Annotated in this window: 13 protein-coding genes; 9 read left to right on the top strand and 4 right to left on the bottom strand. The window is 41.1% G+C overall.

The features are described from left to right. Positions 1-33 precede the first annotated feature (33 nt). The 3 genes from B5X77_RS17935 to glsA all read left to right on the top strand — a co-directional run bounded on the left by B5X77_RS17935 (position 34) and on the right by glsA (position 3,110). Positions 34-414 carry a phasin family protein gene (locus tag B5X77_RS17935; protein WP_079509301.1) on the top strand — a complete coding sequence of 127 codons (381 nt, stop codon included), beginning with the start codon at positions 34-36 and terminating at the stop codon, positions 412-414. A 17-nt stretch (positions 415-431) separates the two neighbouring features. Continuing rightward, positions 432-2,108 carry an ABC1 kinase family protein gene (locus B5X77_RS17930; protein ID WP_079509300.1) on the top strand — a complete coding sequence of 559 codons (1,677 nt, stop codon included), beginning with the start codon at positions 432-434 and terminating at the stop codon, positions 2,106-2,108. A 75-nt stretch (positions 2,109-2,183) separates the two neighbouring features. Next, entirely contained in the window at positions 2,184-3,110 is a 927-nt protein-coding gene (glsA, locus tag B5X77_RS17925; RefSeq protein WP_079509299.1) for a glutaminase A, read from the top strand. Between the two features lie 209 nt (positions 3,111-3,319). Here the strand turns inward: glsA and B5X77_RS17920 are convergent, their stop codons facing one another. Then, the gene (locus B5X77_RS17920) at positions 3,320-3,694 is read right to left on the bottom strand and encodes a hypothetical protein (protein ID WP_257391851.1); all 375 of its coding nucleotides are present in this window, start codon (positions 3,692-3,694) and stop codon (positions 3,320-3,322) included. 5 nt (positions 3,695-3,699) lie between these two features. Further along, positions 3,700-4,890 carry a ParM/StbA family protein gene (locus tag B5X77_RS17915; protein ID WP_079509297.1) on the bottom strand — a complete coding sequence of 397 codons (1,191 nt, stop codon included), beginning with the start codon at positions 4,888-4,890 and terminating at the stop codon, positions 3,700-3,702. A gap of 202 nt (positions 4,891-5,092) precedes the next feature. Between B5X77_RS17915 and B5X77_RS17910 the strand changes: the two genes are divergently transcribed. From B5X77_RS17910 to B5X77_RS17900, 3 genes are all read left to right on the top strand, one after another. Continuing rightward, complete coding sequence (locus B5X77_RS17910) at positions 5,093-5,854, top strand: CsxC family protein (protein WP_079509296.1); 762 nt, start codon at positions 5,093-5,095, stop codon at positions 5,852-5,854. Positions 5,855-6,160: 306 nt separating this feature from the next. Next, complete coding sequence (locus B5X77_RS17905; protein WP_079509295.1) at positions 6,161-6,940, top strand: CsxC family protein; 780 nt, start codon at positions 6,161-6,163, stop codon at positions 6,938-6,940. A 154-nt stretch (positions 6,941-7,094) separates the two neighbouring features. Then, positions 7,095-8,810 (top strand): putative sodium/potassium/calcium exchanger, encoded by a 1,716-nt coding sequence (locus tag B5X77_RS17900; RefSeq protein ID WP_079509294.1) that lies wholly within the window; start codon positions 7,095-7,097, stop codon positions 8,808-8,810. A 149-nt stretch (positions 8,811-8,959) separates the two neighbouring features. Here B5X77_RS17900 and B5X77_RS17895 read toward each other — a convergent pair whose 3' ends face one another. Both B5X77_RS17895 and B5X77_RS17890 read right to left on the bottom strand, forming a co-directional pair. Beyond that, on the bottom strand, positions 8,960-9,673 hold the full coding sequence (locus B5X77_RS17895; RefSeq protein ID WP_079509293.1) for a CsxC family protein: 714 nt from the start codon (positions 9,671-9,673) through the stop codon (positions 8,960-8,962). A gap of 224 nt (positions 9,674-9,897) precedes the next feature. Further along, positions 9,898-10,755: a CotY/CotZ family spore coat protein gene (locus B5X77_RS17890; protein ID WP_079509292.1), complete on the bottom strand. Its 858-nt coding sequence runs from the start codon at positions 10,753-10,755 to the stop codon at positions 9,898-9,900. A gap of 193 nt (positions 10,756-10,948) precedes the next feature. Between B5X77_RS17890 and B5X77_RS17885 the strand changes: the two genes are divergently transcribed. The 3 genes from B5X77_RS17885 (at position 10,949) to hutH (ending at position 14,051) form a co-directional block, all read left to right on the top strand. Continuing rightward, entirely contained in the window at positions 10,949-11,524 is a 576-nt protein-coding gene (locus B5X77_RS17885; RefSeq protein WP_079509291.1) for a branched-chain amino acid aminotransferase, read from the top strand. A gap of 467 nt (positions 11,525-11,991) precedes the next feature. Beyond that, positions 11,992-12,429 carry a hut operon transcriptional regulator HutP gene (gene hutP, locus B5X77_RS17880; protein WP_079509290.1) on the top strand — a complete coding sequence of 146 codons (438 nt, stop codon included), beginning with the start codon at positions 11,992-11,994 and terminating at the stop codon, positions 12,427-12,429. 101 nt (positions 12,430-12,530) lie between these two features. Further along, positions 12,531-14,051, top strand: a complete 1,521-nt coding sequence (gene hutH, locus B5X77_RS17875; RefSeq protein ID WP_079509289.1) for a histidine ammonia-lyase — start codon at positions 12,531-12,533, stop codon at positions 14,049-14,051. Positions 14,052-14,067: the final 16 nt, after the last annotated feature.

The following is a 14,067-nucleotide window of genomic DNA, read 5'->3' as shown; positions in this document are numbered from 1 at the left end:
ATAAGTAAATTATTTTTTTAGGAGGGCCATATTATGAATAATTTTCTTAAAAGCGGTTTTTTACTTGGGCTTGGAGCCGCAGTAGCCGGAAAGGAAAAGGTAGATGAAACGATCATGAAGCTGGTCGAAAAAGGGAATATGACCCAGGCAGAGGCAGATACTGTTTTTGATGACCTTTTTAAAAAAGGTGAGGGGAAAAGTGAAGAATGGAATGAAGAATTCAGAAAGATGGCGAGAAGCCAGCTTAGTGAATGGGGATTTGTTACAAGAGAAGAATTAGATGTTGTACAGGCACAGCTTGCGTTATTGCAGGAAGAAGTATCAAGTCTTAGAAATAGTGGGCTCAATAGGGAAATTGATGAGGCGGAGAATCATATGGAGAATATCCCGCCAGGTTTTTCAAAAGACATATAATAGCAGCGGGTGATGGAATGTTGACTGACCGTTTGAGACGTTTAAATAGATATAAGGAGATTGCTTCCTTATTTGTGAAGTATGGATTTGGATATGTTCTAGAAGAAGTGGGACTTTTCCAGGTTTTATCTCTAAAAGACCGAATAGCAGCAGAAGTAAAGAATGGGAATACACAGGAAATGGGCTATCGTATACGGTGTATGCTGGAGGAACTGGGTCCCGCTTTCATTAAGCTTGGCCAGCTGTTAAGTATAAGGAGTGACCTGTTGCCGGATGAAGTTGTCAAGGAATTGGAACTGTTGCAGGATCAGGTACCACCCGTCCCTGTAGAGGACATCAAGGATAAAATCGAGCATGAATTTGGGAAGCCTGTCACAGAGGTTTTTCAATATTTCAATGAACATTATATTGCTGCAGCCTCAATAGGGCAGGTCCATGAAGCGGTTTTATACACTGGCGAATCAGTCATGGTGAAAATCCAGCGGCCAGGGATTAAGCAGACCGTCTATACAGACCTGGAAATTTTACGGGATATCGCCAGAATGATTGAACAGAGATACGACTGGGCAGAGTATTACAATATTACTGATATGGTCGAGGAGTTGTCTGAATCTATCAGGAGGGAACTGGACTACACGGAGGAAGCGCGGAATACGGACATGATCCAAATGCAATTTGAAGATTGTGAATCCATTAAAGTACCAGTTATCTTCCATGATTACTCTACTTCACAAATATTGACCATGGAAAAGATTGAAGGGGTCAAACTTAATGAGTTAAATGCTATTATTGCGGGGAAAGAAGATAAACGGAGAATTGCAGACCTATTGGTAAGTGCATTCATAACTCAAATTTTAAAAGAAGGGTTTTTCCATGGGGATCCGCATCCGGGGAACATCCTTTATATACCAGAGAAGAAGCAGCTTGTCTTCATTGATTTTGGACAAGTCGGACGCCTTTCTTCCAGTTTGAGATACAATTCCGCTTCGATGATGATGGGGATCATGCAGAAGGATACACATCAAATAGTCAAGGCGATATTACGGATGGCCTATGTACCATCCGATATAGATGAGCAGCATTTTTATGATCATGTAGATGGCATCAGGAAAACGGTGGAACTATCATCCAAAGATGGATTAAGTTTAGGTTTGACGGTAAAGGAGCTATTTACCGCAGCGCAGGAACACCGGATTATCCTACCCAAGGAATTGACTATGATGGGTAAAGCCCTCATTACGATTGAAGGTATCATCTCAGAAATGGATCCAACCCTCGATATGATCGAGATAGCAAAACCTTATGGCGAACAGTTGATGAGGGAACGTTATGATCCAATCAAGATGGGGAAGAGACTCTGGAATCAAGCCGAAGACTTATCAGAGACGATTACGAATATCCCTAGTCAAGTGGAAAATGTTTTAGACCAGGCATCAAAAGGGGATTTGAAGTTTGAAATCAGTCTTTCCGAAATCAATCGAATCCTTCATAAATTTGACCGAATCAGCAACCAGGTTTCTTTTAGTCTAACCTTGCTTGCTTTCAGTATAGTAGTGCTGGGTTTGATAGTAGGAGCCACTTTTGGGAATAATACTGTATTGACAAGTGTACCTGCAATAGAAATAGGCTTTGTAATAGCCTTCGGTATGTTCTTATTGATTCTTTATTCTATTTTGAGATCGGGAAGGTTTTAGGTTTAAGGCAATGGATGATCCTATCATTGCCTTTTTTTATGATAAGAAAAAGCTTGGAGATTCGGAGGAGCCAGTATGCCTTGCAGAACAACTGAAGAATTGAATCAACTAGTTCAGGAAGCGAAAAAATATACTTGTAATGGAAAGGTAGCAGACTATATTCCTGCTCTGGCAAAGGCAAATCCGGCAGAATTGTCAGTTGCTATCTTTCATGAGGATGGAACCTGCGTATCTGCAGGCGATATTCAGCAGAAACTCACCTTGCAAAGTGTGTCTAAAGTGCTGACCCTTGCATTGGCGCTTATGGATTATGGAGAAGAAGCTGTTTTTGATAAAGTGGGGTATGAGCCTACAGGTGACCCATTCAATTCAATCGTCAAGCTTGAATTTAGCCCTTCAAAGCCCTTGAATCCAATGATAAATGCTGGTGCACTTTCGGTGACACATATGATAAAAGGAAAGAATGCCGAAGAAAGATTTAATCGGATACTAAAATTTATTCAGGAACTTGCCGGCAATTCTTCCATTGGGTATTCACAGGAAGTTGCGGAGTCTGAATATATAACTTCGGACCTGAACAGGGCGCTAAGTTATTTCTTAAAACAACACGGTGTAATTAATGAGGATGTTGAGGAATTACTGATGGTATACACGAAACAATGCGCAATAGAAATGGATTGCCTTGATCTGGCACGTATTGGCTGTGTATTTGCAACCGACGGACTTGAGCCTGTCACCAACCGGCGCCTGATTCCTGCGCATGTTGCTCGATTATGTAAAACCTTCATGGTTACCTGTGGTATGTATAATGCTTCAGGGGAGTTCGCGGTTAGAGTAGGAATTCCAGCTAAAAGCGGTGTTTCTGGCGGAATCATGGGGTCTGTCCCTAATCAGTTGGGAATCGGGATATTGGGACCGGCTCTGGATGAAAAAGGGAACAGTATTGGCGGCATCAAGCTGTTGGAAATGATGTCCGCAAAATATAATATGAGCATGTTTTAAAATAATAATTTTTAAAAAACCAGGCAAACCTTATTATTGGTAGTCAACAGAATTATAAAAGCAGAAAGAAACCCATGGTACATAGGTTGAAAAGTAAGTGGTGACCTATACTATTAATAAATGTATTGACGACCGGATGGCTGCTGTTGTAAATCAAAAAGTGAAGGACGCGTACTGCTTAGGTACCGTCCTTTCTTTTTAAAATCAGCCTAGCCCCCGAATGCATCAAGGATGTCCTCGATTTCTTTCATATTCAGTAATTTGGCTGCATCAGTTTGTTCTTTTAAAGTTCTTGGCTTAGCAGTTGGCTGTATAACATAAAAGCCATCTTCAAGCATACAACGAATGTCAGCAAGCTGCTGGAGAATTTCAGCAGAATCTCCGTCAAGGGAAGTCTTAGGAGTAAGGTAATGATGGAGAGCAGCAAAGACAAGGTGGTTTAGAGAACTATTTTCAGCGTGGTATTCAATTTGTTTGATCACCTTTGATGAAATCAGATGGGATTCGCCTGTTTTCACATCTATATATCGATCAGGGACAGTTATCGCGACTTTATTTACATAATCCGTATAGGTGTTTGACATACCGATCACCCTTCAATATGAATTAGTTCCTCGGTATTCTCATGCTGTTTCTTAATCTGATTCAGTTTGGCTAAAATCATGAGTCCGATGACATTCAGTTTTTCCAGGTTCTCAGGAAAAGTCAATTCAATCGGTCGCCCCTTAGCTGCCCATCTTACGGCGGCTTCCTGTATTTGTTTTTGGGCAAGTTTAGCTGCACCGCCTACTGCGATATAGCGGGACGCACCTTTAATTTCGCTGGAACTGCTTCTTGCGCGGTCGAAATGCTCAAGGTACTTGATTGCCATGATTCTTAGTTGAGGGAGGACATACTTGCTGATATCTTTCCTCACACCTGCAAATGGTTCGACAAACCACTCTGACTGACCCGCAATTAATTTTTCCTCGAGTTCGGATCTGGAGTCGAAGGTATACAGTTCATTTTTGCTTACTTTCTTAATTATTGTATCCAGGAACATATTGATGCCAAAATGGTCACCTTCAACCGAGGCAACAGGCTTGCCGTTTTTTATGCCAACAAAGTCCACCGAATCTCCGCCCAGGTCTCCAATGATAAGTCCTTTCCTTGAATCTTTCACAAGACCTTCATCCTTAATGGCAAGGGTGTCAATGTCACGAATTAGGCCTAAATAGGCACAAGCTCCTTCTGCTCCAACAATCACATCCTTGATTTCAAGCTTGACAATTAGCTCTTTGGGTTCTGATATTCCCGGCACCTTATGGAGGTTAATGATATGGTTACCAATCAATTTTTCTTTAAGTAAATCTTTCTTTTCCTTATATTGCGTGGTAGGGAGTGATACCGCTAATTGATCCACACAGTAGCTCATTTCAATGTCATCCGGGTTTGAAATTGAAGCGTGATAGGCTGCAGCAGCGAACAGAAGGATATAGGTCCGGTCTTCATCTGCTTTTTGATTGTTGCTTGAGGTTAAGCTGACGTTCCTCTGCCGGGCTGCTGCCTTTCCTGCATAAAAGATTTCTCTCTTGTTTGCGATCGATGGGCTTTTTATTTCTACGATCAAATTTTCTTCGAGGTCAATATCTTCCTCGTCATATGGCTTTTCATAAAACTCATCATCATAGAGTGCGATGGCGTTTGGCATTTGATATTCGCTTAGTTCCCCATGATCAGAGGCCAAAACTTTATACCAGCTGTTGCCTATGTCGACTGCCAGATAATTATAATTGTTCATTTCAACTACCTCCTTTTGAATCGTATGCAAAATGTATGTCCCATTGTGCAAGTACCCAATTAAAATAGAAAAATGAAAAAATAAAGAAGAGAACATGATAAAATCTTAAAAATCCGCATTTGCTCTGATTGATTCATCTAGTCCAAAAAAGCTAGTAGGAATAGGATAAATTGTACAAGAAATTTAAAAAGGAGGAACAAAAATGACTAATGACCATAAAGGTAAACACGGATGCGTGAATGTAAATCAGTCGGCTTCCAAGAGCGAATGTACGAATGTACCGACACCTGGTTTAGTTCCAACTGCAAAAGTTCCTGTTACTCTAGCAGATATTACAGTAACAGACCATTTAGTTGCCAACATCCATTTTCCTGATCCAGTTCTTGAAATCAAGGATATCAAAAAAAGGGTGAAAATCGTTCAGTGCAGATTACTCATAGGACCTACTTCTGACGCAGCTACAGGAATCCCGTTATTCATTAAAGGATTTATCCGCAAAAATATCCAATATGCTACGCCGTGTCCGCATGCAAAAAGTGATTGTGTATCTTCAGAAATGCGCTCGCTGACTGTGGATGTACCGTTTGAGTGTGTAACAATTATAACTGATTTCCTGACTCCCCCAGTTCTGCCTGCTCCCAATACTCGTGAAGAATTTGACTTCTTCAGGGCACAAAGCCTTGGACATGGCTTTCCGGAAAAGGATCAGCTGCTGTCCAGTGACCTTTCACAGTTCCATCAGGTAAGTACCCAGTTCTACAACCAGATTCCGTTCTGTGAACTAGTATCCAGCAGCATTGTTCAATGGGATGAAGCAACAGATCGTTATCCTTTACCTAACAATAAACCATTTGAGGAAGGAACCTTCCAGAATATTGTTGAAAAAACTTTATTGCAATTCCGTGTAAGAGTGTTCCAGAACCAACAAGTTGCCTTAAACGGCGACGACAATGGTGTCCGCTAATCTCAACTAAACAAAAAGGAATCATACAGAATAACAAATGGCGATGATTAAGGCATCGCTATTTGTTTTTTTTATTCTTTACATATTACCAGGAATGTCATTTCTATAAGAATAGTAGAAAAAATAAGACTAAAAAATTTTTTTATGTATTCGGTCTGCAAGTACATTACATATAAAATCTAGGTTTCTAATTGAGTACTTGCCTCGATATCTATAATTAAGTAAGGGCATACGCCTAGACCCAAAAAATCATGGTGCATAGGATAGAACATCTTCACTCTAAGGAGTTTTAAGGAGGAGCCATGTATGTTTGAATTAGATAAAAATAAAAAGCCCGATTATGAGTGCAAGCCTTCAAAAGACCATTTTGAATGCACACCGAAGCATCATCATCCACATGTAAGTCTTGGAAAGATCGTTACGAAAGTTCCCGTTGTTCTTGCAGAGCTAACCCTGCACGTGAATCTGGATACATTCATCAATTTTCCAGAACCAGTACTTGAGATTAAGGATATAAAAAAGAGGATAAAATTGACCCAATGCCGATTGCTGTTGCCGACAAATAAGCTTTTTATTAAAGGGTTTGTAAGAAAGAACATCCAATATGCCAGCCCTAGCCAGGAGATTGAAGCTTCATCATCATCATCAGTAGCTTCAGATCTCCATTCCTATACCGTAGATATTCCGTTCCAGGTAGTAACAGAAGTAAAGAACTTCCTATCAAGACCGGTAATGCCTCAGGTGAATAACCGAAAGGAGTTTGATTTCTTCGTATCAAAACCTTTATCAACAGGGTTTCCGGAAAAAGATGAATTGTTGACTAGCGACTTAAGCCAGTTCCACCAAGAAAGTTCACAGCATTATAATGAATTGCCTTTCTGTGAATTAGTTTCCAGCCAAATTATTGAATGGGATGAGGCAATTGATCGTCAGCCGCTACCAACATCTTCACCGATCGACGAAGGTTATTTCCAGACTATTGAAGAAAAAATGGTCATCGATTTTACCGTACGCGTTCTTCAAAATCAGCAAATCCGGGTATCTTCAGCGACTAATGATCCAGATTGCTACGACGAATCAGAATAAATAGCAGTAGGAGACGGGGTATTATACTAGGCACTCAATAGTATATGCCCCTTTACCTGTATTCAGGAAGGAGGGCAGGGATAGGTTGCAATAGAAGCAGAACCATCCAGTTAAGATGGATAATACAAATAGATTATTCCAAGATAGGAGTCCTTTGAATGGAAATGTTAGAAATCGCGGCAATTTAAACAATAGCAGAAGTAACAGGAAAACAAAGGGTTCAGTACAACCATTGATAATTGCTCCACCGACAATTAAAAGTGTAGAAGAAAAGAATTACCAGAAAATAAGACTTAAGATGGCTGAAATGGATGAAGAGTCAACAGATAACACGGCAATTTCAAGTGGTACCGATGCGAATCATATAAATCAGGATGGTTTCCAGGAAAGTCCCGCTGCAGATAACAATGAAGGAAGAAAACAGGAACCCATCACTTACCACAATGACGAGGAATCCATCGGTTTCCAAAACGAAGAGAAACCAATCGTTTTCCATAATGAAGATGATTCAGAAGTTTTCCAAAACGAAGAGGAATCCCCCGGTTTCGAAAACGAAGAGGAATCCCCCGGTTTCGAAAACGAAGAGGAATCCGCCGGTTTCGAAAATGAAGAGGGATCCGCCGGTTTCGAACATGAAGAGGAATCCCCCGGTTTCGAACATGAAGAGGAATCCCCCGGTTTCGAAAATGAAGAGGAATCCGCTGGTTTGGAAATTGAAGAGGAATCCGCTGGTTTGGAAATTGAAGAGGAATCCCCCGGTTTCGAAAACGAAGAGGAATCCCACGGTTTCGAAAAAGGGGAGGAATCCACTGGTTTGGAAATTGAAGAGGAATCTGCCGGTTTCCAAAATGAAGAGGAATCCGCCGGTTTCGAAAAAGGGGAGGAATCCACTGGTTTCGAAAATGAAGAGGAATCCCCTGGTTTCGAACATGAAGAGGAATCCCCTGGTTTCGAAAATGAAGAGGAATCCACTGGTTTTGAAATTGAAGAGGAATCCGCCGGTTTCGAAAAAGGGGAGGAATCCACTGGTTTCGAAAATGAAGAGGAATTCCCTGGTTTGGAAATTGAAAAGGAATCCGCCGGTTTCGAAAAAGGGGAGGAATCCACTGGTTTCGAAAATGAAGAGGAATCCGCCGGTTTCCAAAATGAAGAGGAATCCCCAGGTATCGAAAATGAAGAGGAATCACCCCGTTTCCAAAATGAAGAGGAATCTTCTAATCTGCCAGAGGTCTATTATGACCAGGACTTTCATGAACCAGAGGAATTCGATTACGAGTCATCCTCAGAGCCTATAAAATTAGCAACGGCTGCTTACAGAGGCATGAATAAACCGTATGAAAGGACAAAGGTGAGGCTTCCTTTACATCTGGCGGATGTAGAGCTTGAGATTGACATCTTCAATACAATCAGCCTCTCAAGGCCAATATCGAATGTTTCGAATATTGAGTGCTCTCTGCATTCAATTGATGCAGAAGTATTGCTGCCATCTGCAAACTTATTTACGAAAGGAATTCTTCTTTTGACTATGGATTATGCAAATCCTGACGAATCAGGAACAATGCATTCACTCAAGATCAATATCCCATGGAAAAAAATCATTCATGTTAAATGGCTTCATAAACCAGAACTTTCCTCCAAAAACAGTAAAGAATATATGTTTGCTTCCCTATCTGGTATGGAAGCTGGGTTTACACGTGAGTATAAAGAAAATTTAGTGGAAAAAGTTGACTTTAGTCTTACGAATCTGCATTGTGTATGGAATGAACAATTCATTGATCCAGACAAAATCTTGTTTCAAGGTACCGCCAGGATGAAGATGGATCTCTTTCAGAAACAATGCGTGGACTTGCAAAAACTGCTTTTACAATAAATTGAGAAAGGGTGTCTCAGCCGAGACACCCTTCCTGTCTACTATCCTAATGCCTCACATTAAATCTAACATCCTGTCCTTCTGCTTTTCGGGTGTTGATTCAATTGGCAGCTTTTTTCTCAGGAAGTAGATAAAGATTAAGAAGTAGATTATTCACATGCTGGGCCATCGTTATCCAAGTTAACCTGCTGCTTTTGCAGCAATTTGATACATAAACCAACTTCCATCTTTTCAGTAATGCGGCTGAATCTGCCCCAAGCGTCAAAATCTTTGTACAGGTCAAAGTCATTGACAGAGGATGAAAGCAGTTTGCACTCAATAGGCTCATTGTAATATTCATACGTAAATGCTCCAGAAATGCAGTTATCCGCACCGTGGCCTTTTTTGTCAATGAACCTTCTTTCTTTTACAGTAGTCTTTTTGCTGAACATTTCTTCAGCCGGCTCATTGTAAACGTTAACAGCCTCAATACATGTAAATGGTACATCTACACTATAGTCCCGTACATAACCGCTGCATTGCTCTACATACTGGATATTTTTGTGGACGGTACCTGATACATAGAGTTTCACCACTCCATTATTCATTGATGAAATGATTGCCTTACACTGCGTAAGGGATACATTCCTTCTCATTTGCTTGATTTCGCGTGCAGGGGTTGGAAGATAAATATCACTTTCCACATCTACTTGCAAATCTACTACTGCAAGCGGAACATCAATATCTGCAACTCGGTAATTGAGGTTCTTCCCATAAGGTCGAGAAGATACACTATCGCAATCAACCCGAAGTGTTTTAGCTTCATCACATGAAGACTGTGGCGGGCAGCCATGGTAAGAGTTGCAACCTGTATTTCTTTTCATTTCTTTCACTCCTTTTTTTTATATCAAAAGCTTCACAGAACAGAATGACTCTGTTCCTTTCTTTTGACTTACTATTGTATATGCCAGTACAACTAGCAATGAATAGACTGATGATAGAGGGCAATAACATATTTTTACTGACAGGCTATTATAAAAGGCAAACGTAAAAAAGGACGCAAATAAACCCCACACAAAGTGGGGCATTCAGTCTATTAATTTCAAGGTCAGGAACATAAGAACTTCTGAGGGTCCATTTTCTTTGCTTTAACTGGAGGAAAGCATGTAATGCCTACGAAATCTTTTAAATCGACCTCAAAGCAAGCTCCAGTCCTGATAAAGCCTTCAATGCCATGATGCTTACCATCACATCTTTCTGGACAAAGCAGTTCGAGAATTGCACAGCAACTGGATCCTTTTACAAAATCAACAACGCGGAAAAAGGCAGATTTAATATCATAAAAACAGCTATCGATTTTCACTACCCCAGTACCAATAAATGTCTCGCAGTCGCCTTTGCTGCAACCGCATAATAGTTTGAAGGGAATGGTATCTTGATTTGGATGCTTGCATTGTTCAAGCAGCTCCTTTATTGACCGTTCACAGCTGACATCACAACCATCCTTCCTTTGTTTTACCTTATGCTGAGCTTCGTTAATATCTCTTACCTTTTTGCAAACGCAATTATGGGAATGCTTTTCATGGGAATGGTCTTTTCTACAGCCGCAATCATGGAAATCATGGTCCCAGTCCTTGTGTTTATCTTTTTCCCTGGATTTTTTATGGTCCTTATGATCATGCCAGTCGTCCGATTCGTTATGGTGGTTATGGTCCCAGTCCTTGTGTTTATCCTTTTCCCTGCATTTTTTATGATCCTTGTGGTCATCCCAATCGTCTGATTCGTTACGGTGGTTATGGTCCCAGTCCTTGTGTTTATCTTTTTCTCTGCACTTTTTTCGGTCCTTGTGGTCATCCCAGTCATACCAATCTTTATGCTGATCGTGATCCCGGTGTTTAATTTTACCTTTGGCATGCCAGTGTTCATCTTTGTCTGGCCGTTTGTTATCCTTGTAATAATAATTCATAAATTCGCCTCTCCTTTCATTCGAATGGTGGTGTAATAACAGGATATGGGGAAAAGCAGTGTATTGTATGGGGAGGTGACTAGACTGCACAAAAACTTTATTGAATTCCTGGAAAACTAATAAAGAAAATTTGCTATTTGTAACTTAACCATTCAATATAAATAACAGTTAAATAAATATGGAGGGTATTAATATGCTGAAAAACCAGGTGGAAAAGTTTATCGCATCACAGAACGGGCTTGTAGAATTACATATTGATATAAAAGAATATGCCGAGCGAAATGGGCTGCTTCAAGGAAAAGAGGCAAAAGTTATGGATTCAGGCTCACTGTTCGATAATGCCTATATTGAAAGGGGCGACAAAGAAACGGAGGAATTCCTTGGCGAGGAATCATCCGCTTTTCTTGAGCAGTCCATCTCCTATTTTAAAGACAACAAAAATGAATTTATGTATATGGAATCCAATTGGTTTGAATTGATCGGTGTAGATGCAGTAAGTTTTGAAAATGATGATGTTTTCGGAACCTTTGATGTTATGCTAGGCCTTAAACTCCAGAAGAAACATGGACCAGCCATTACCAAATATCTTGAGGAAATGCTTCCTGAGACTGGATACGACTTAATGTTTGATGGAAACGAGGGACTGTGGAGCCTGAATTTCGCACTAAATGGGCTTAGCGGCTATAGAGAGGATTTATCGATAAGGGAAGCCTACTCCTTAATCTATGGTTTTCTATTCGGAATGGCTGAATCGATAGAAATCAAATAATAATAAAAAGCGCCTTCCGGGGCGTTTTTTTTGTATGAATTTTCATTTCGAGACTGGCCTGGCCTAAGGCCCTGGCTAGTTTTCATCCTCCGTGCTACTCGAATATATTGCGAGTAACATGAACGTTAAGCAGCTCGCAACCATTGTCTGACTGCAGCTATTAACTCCTTGAGTGGCTGCTCGGCTTTTCCTATCGGTCCGTCTTATGAAGTCAAAGTACGACTTACTAGTCTGGATACCGTGCACTTGAGGTGGTAGACCAGCCCGCCATATGAAATGGCACCATTTAGGCAGGCATCGCTTGTCAGGTTGACCAGGACGCATGCGCTTTTCTCCCTTTAATTGAGTATCATACTACTATAGTAATATACTAAAATTTCCCAAAAAGGTTGACACCAGCCAGTATGAACCATAAACTTAATATAAGTTATTAGCCAATAGTTAAAATTCAGAAAACGGAGTCAGTGATGAGTAAAATTGCGATTGGAAAAACAGCGGTCCTGCTGGCATCTTTCACAGAAGAAGAAGAAATGGATTTTTTTCAGGATAAATTGAAGAACGTAAGATATTGCCTTGGCAAGGTAGGATCAATGAATATGCAAAAAGTGATTTCCGCAGTGGAAACAGCAGCCAAACGCCATGTACTCATAGATCCTCATTTATATCGTGAAACACATGCACTATATCATGCAATAATGGAAGGTATGGAAGGGGTAACGCGCGGCCATCTGGCCATTGGTGAAATGAGCCGCACTGTCGGCCTGCGATTCGCAGTCGTTAGGGGAAAACCTTTCAGTGATCAGGCTGAAGGTGAATGGATCGCGGTTGCGTTCTATGGAACGATTGGTGCTCCAGTAAAAGGTTCTGAACATGAGACAGTCGGTTTAGGAATCAATCATATATAAAGTGCATTGCCTATAGTCCACTAGTCAGAAGGAGGCGATGATGGTTTAAGTATGCCATTATCGTCTCCTTTTTTATTTTATTCAATCAGGGGGTTGCGAGAATGGTTGTATTAACTGGTGAAACGTTAACTTTGGAACAAATCAGGACGGTTTGTTATGAAGATGAAATCGTTGCGATAAGTCCGGATAGTATGAAAAAAGTTGAGAAAAGCAGGGAAGCGGTAGAAAAGATTGTTGCAGAGAAGCGCACAATTTATGGAATCAACACAGGGTTTGGGAAGTTCAGCGATGTTGTTATAGATGAACAGGATGTCAATTCACTGCAATTGAATTTGATTCGTTCACATGCCTGCGGTGTAGGAGATCCTTTTCCTGAAGTAGTTTCACGGGCGATGATTTTGCTCCGGCTTAATGCATTAATTAAAGGATTCTCTGGAATCAGGCCGGTGATTGTTGAGCGTTTAAAGGAATTGATCAACCTGCACATACATCCAGTTGTACCACAGCAAGGCTCACTTGGTGCTTCTGGAGATTTAGCCCCACTATCCCATTTGGCACTAGTCCTTCTCGGTGAAGGAAAAGTCTTTTATCAGGGAAGGGTTTGTGCAACTACAGAAGCTTTTGAAAAAGAAGGGCTGCAGCCAATTGAACTGCAGGCCAAAGAAGGTCTTGCTTTGATCAATGGCACTCAGGCTATGACAGCAATGGGTGTTATAAACTGGCTTGAAGCAAAAGATTTGGCGTATCAGGCAGAATGGATTGCTTCTCTGACCATGGAAGGTCTAGAGGGGGTCATTGATGCGTTCCACCCTGCAGTCCATGAAGCCCGAGGCTACAAGCAGCAAATGGACGTAGCAGAACGCATGAGGGATTTGCTGGCAGGAAGCAAGCTGACGACACGCCAGGGTGAAAAAAGAGTGCAGGATGCTTATTCGCTAAGATGCATTCCTCAAGTACATGGAGCTTCCTGGCAGGCGCTTGATTATGTAAAAGAAAAACTTGAAATCGAAATGAATGCCGCAACCGATAATCCGCTTATCTTTGATGGTGGCGAAACAGTTATTTCCGGAGGTAACTTCCATGGTCAGCCGATTGCCATTGCTATGGATTTCATGAAAATTGCCGTGGCGGAATTTGCAAGTATTTCTGAAAGAAGGATCGAACGGCTGGTTAATCCACAATTGAATGACCTTCCGCCTTTCTTAAGTCCCCAGCCTGGACTTCAGTCAGGTGCGATGATTATGCAATACAGCGCAGCATCACTTGTTTCTGAAAACAAGACGCTCGCTCATCCCGCAAGTGTGGATTCCATTCCGTCTTCAGCAAATCAGGAGGACCACGTAAGCATGGGAACCATTGCAGCTCGCCATGCATACAGCATAATCCAGAATGTAAGGCGTGTACTCGCCATAGAATGTATTTGCGCATTGCAGGCGGTTCAATATCGGGGGATTGAAAAAATGGCGCCAAAAACAAAGGAGTTTTATGAGGACGCCAGAAAGCTTATTCCTTCTATAACAGAGGATCGTGTCTTTTCTGAAGATATTGAAAGACTTACAGAGTGGCTAAAAAAAAATAACAGGCAGTGGACAGCTATAAAAAAGCATAAAACCCTGGTTTGATTATTTAATCTATTAA

Source organism: Mesobacillus jeotgali, assembly GCF_900166585.1.
In the GTDB taxonomy this organism is placed as follows: domain Bacteria; phylum Bacillota; class Bacilli; order Bacillales; family Cytobacillaceae; genus Mesobacillus; species Mesobacillus jeotgali_A.
The sequence above is the reverse complement of the archived record's forward strand: the minus strand, read 5'-3'. Positions and strand labels throughout refer to the sequence as shown.

Excerpts from the sequence above, each read along its gene's own strand:
- B5X77_RS17935 (WP_079509301.1), top strand. The coding sequence starts at position 34 with ATGAATAATTTTCTTAAAAGCGGTTTTTTACTTGGGCTTGGAGCCGCA.
- B5X77_RS17930 (WP_079509300.1), top strand. The coding sequence starts at position 432 with ATGTTGACTGACCGTTTGAGACGTTTAAATAGATATAAGGAGATTGCT.
- glsA (WP_079509299.1), top strand. The coding sequence starts at position 2,184 with ATGCCTTGCAGAACAACTGAAGAATTGAATCAACTAGTTCAGGAAGCG.
- B5X77_RS17920 (WP_257391851.1), bottom strand. The coding sequence starts at position 3,694 with ATGTCAAACACCTATACGGATTATGTAAATAAAGTCGCGATAACTGTC.
- B5X77_RS17915 (WP_079509297.1), bottom strand. The coding sequence starts at position 4,890 with ATGAACAATTATAATTATCTGGCAGTCGACATAGGCAACAGCTGGTAT.
- B5X77_RS17910 (WP_079509296.1), top strand. The coding sequence starts at position 5,093 with ATGACTAATGACCATAAAGGTAAACACGGATGCGTGAATGTAAATCAG.
- B5X77_RS17905 (WP_079509295.1), top strand. The coding sequence starts at position 6,161 with ATGTTTGAATTAGATAAAAATAAAAAGCCCGATTATGAGTGCAAGCCT.
- B5X77_RS17895 (WP_079509293.1), bottom strand. The coding sequence starts at position 9,673 with ATGAAAAGAAATACAGGTTGCAACTCTTACCATGGCTGCCCGCCACAG.
- B5X77_RS17890 (WP_079509292.1), bottom strand. The coding sequence starts at position 10,755 with ATGAATTATTATTACAAGGATAACAAACGGCCAGACAAAGATGAACAC.
- B5X77_RS17885 (WP_079509291.1), top strand. The coding sequence starts at position 10,949 with ATGCTGAAAAACCAGGTGGAAAAGTTTATCGCATCACAGAACGGGCTT.
- hutP (WP_079509290.1), top strand. The coding sequence starts at position 11,992 with ATGAGTAAAATTGCGATTGGAAAAACAGCGGTCCTGCTGGCATCTTTC.
- hutH (WP_079509289.1), top strand. The coding sequence starts at position 12,531 with ATGGTTGTATTAACTGGTGAAACGTTAACTTTGGAACAAATCAGGACG.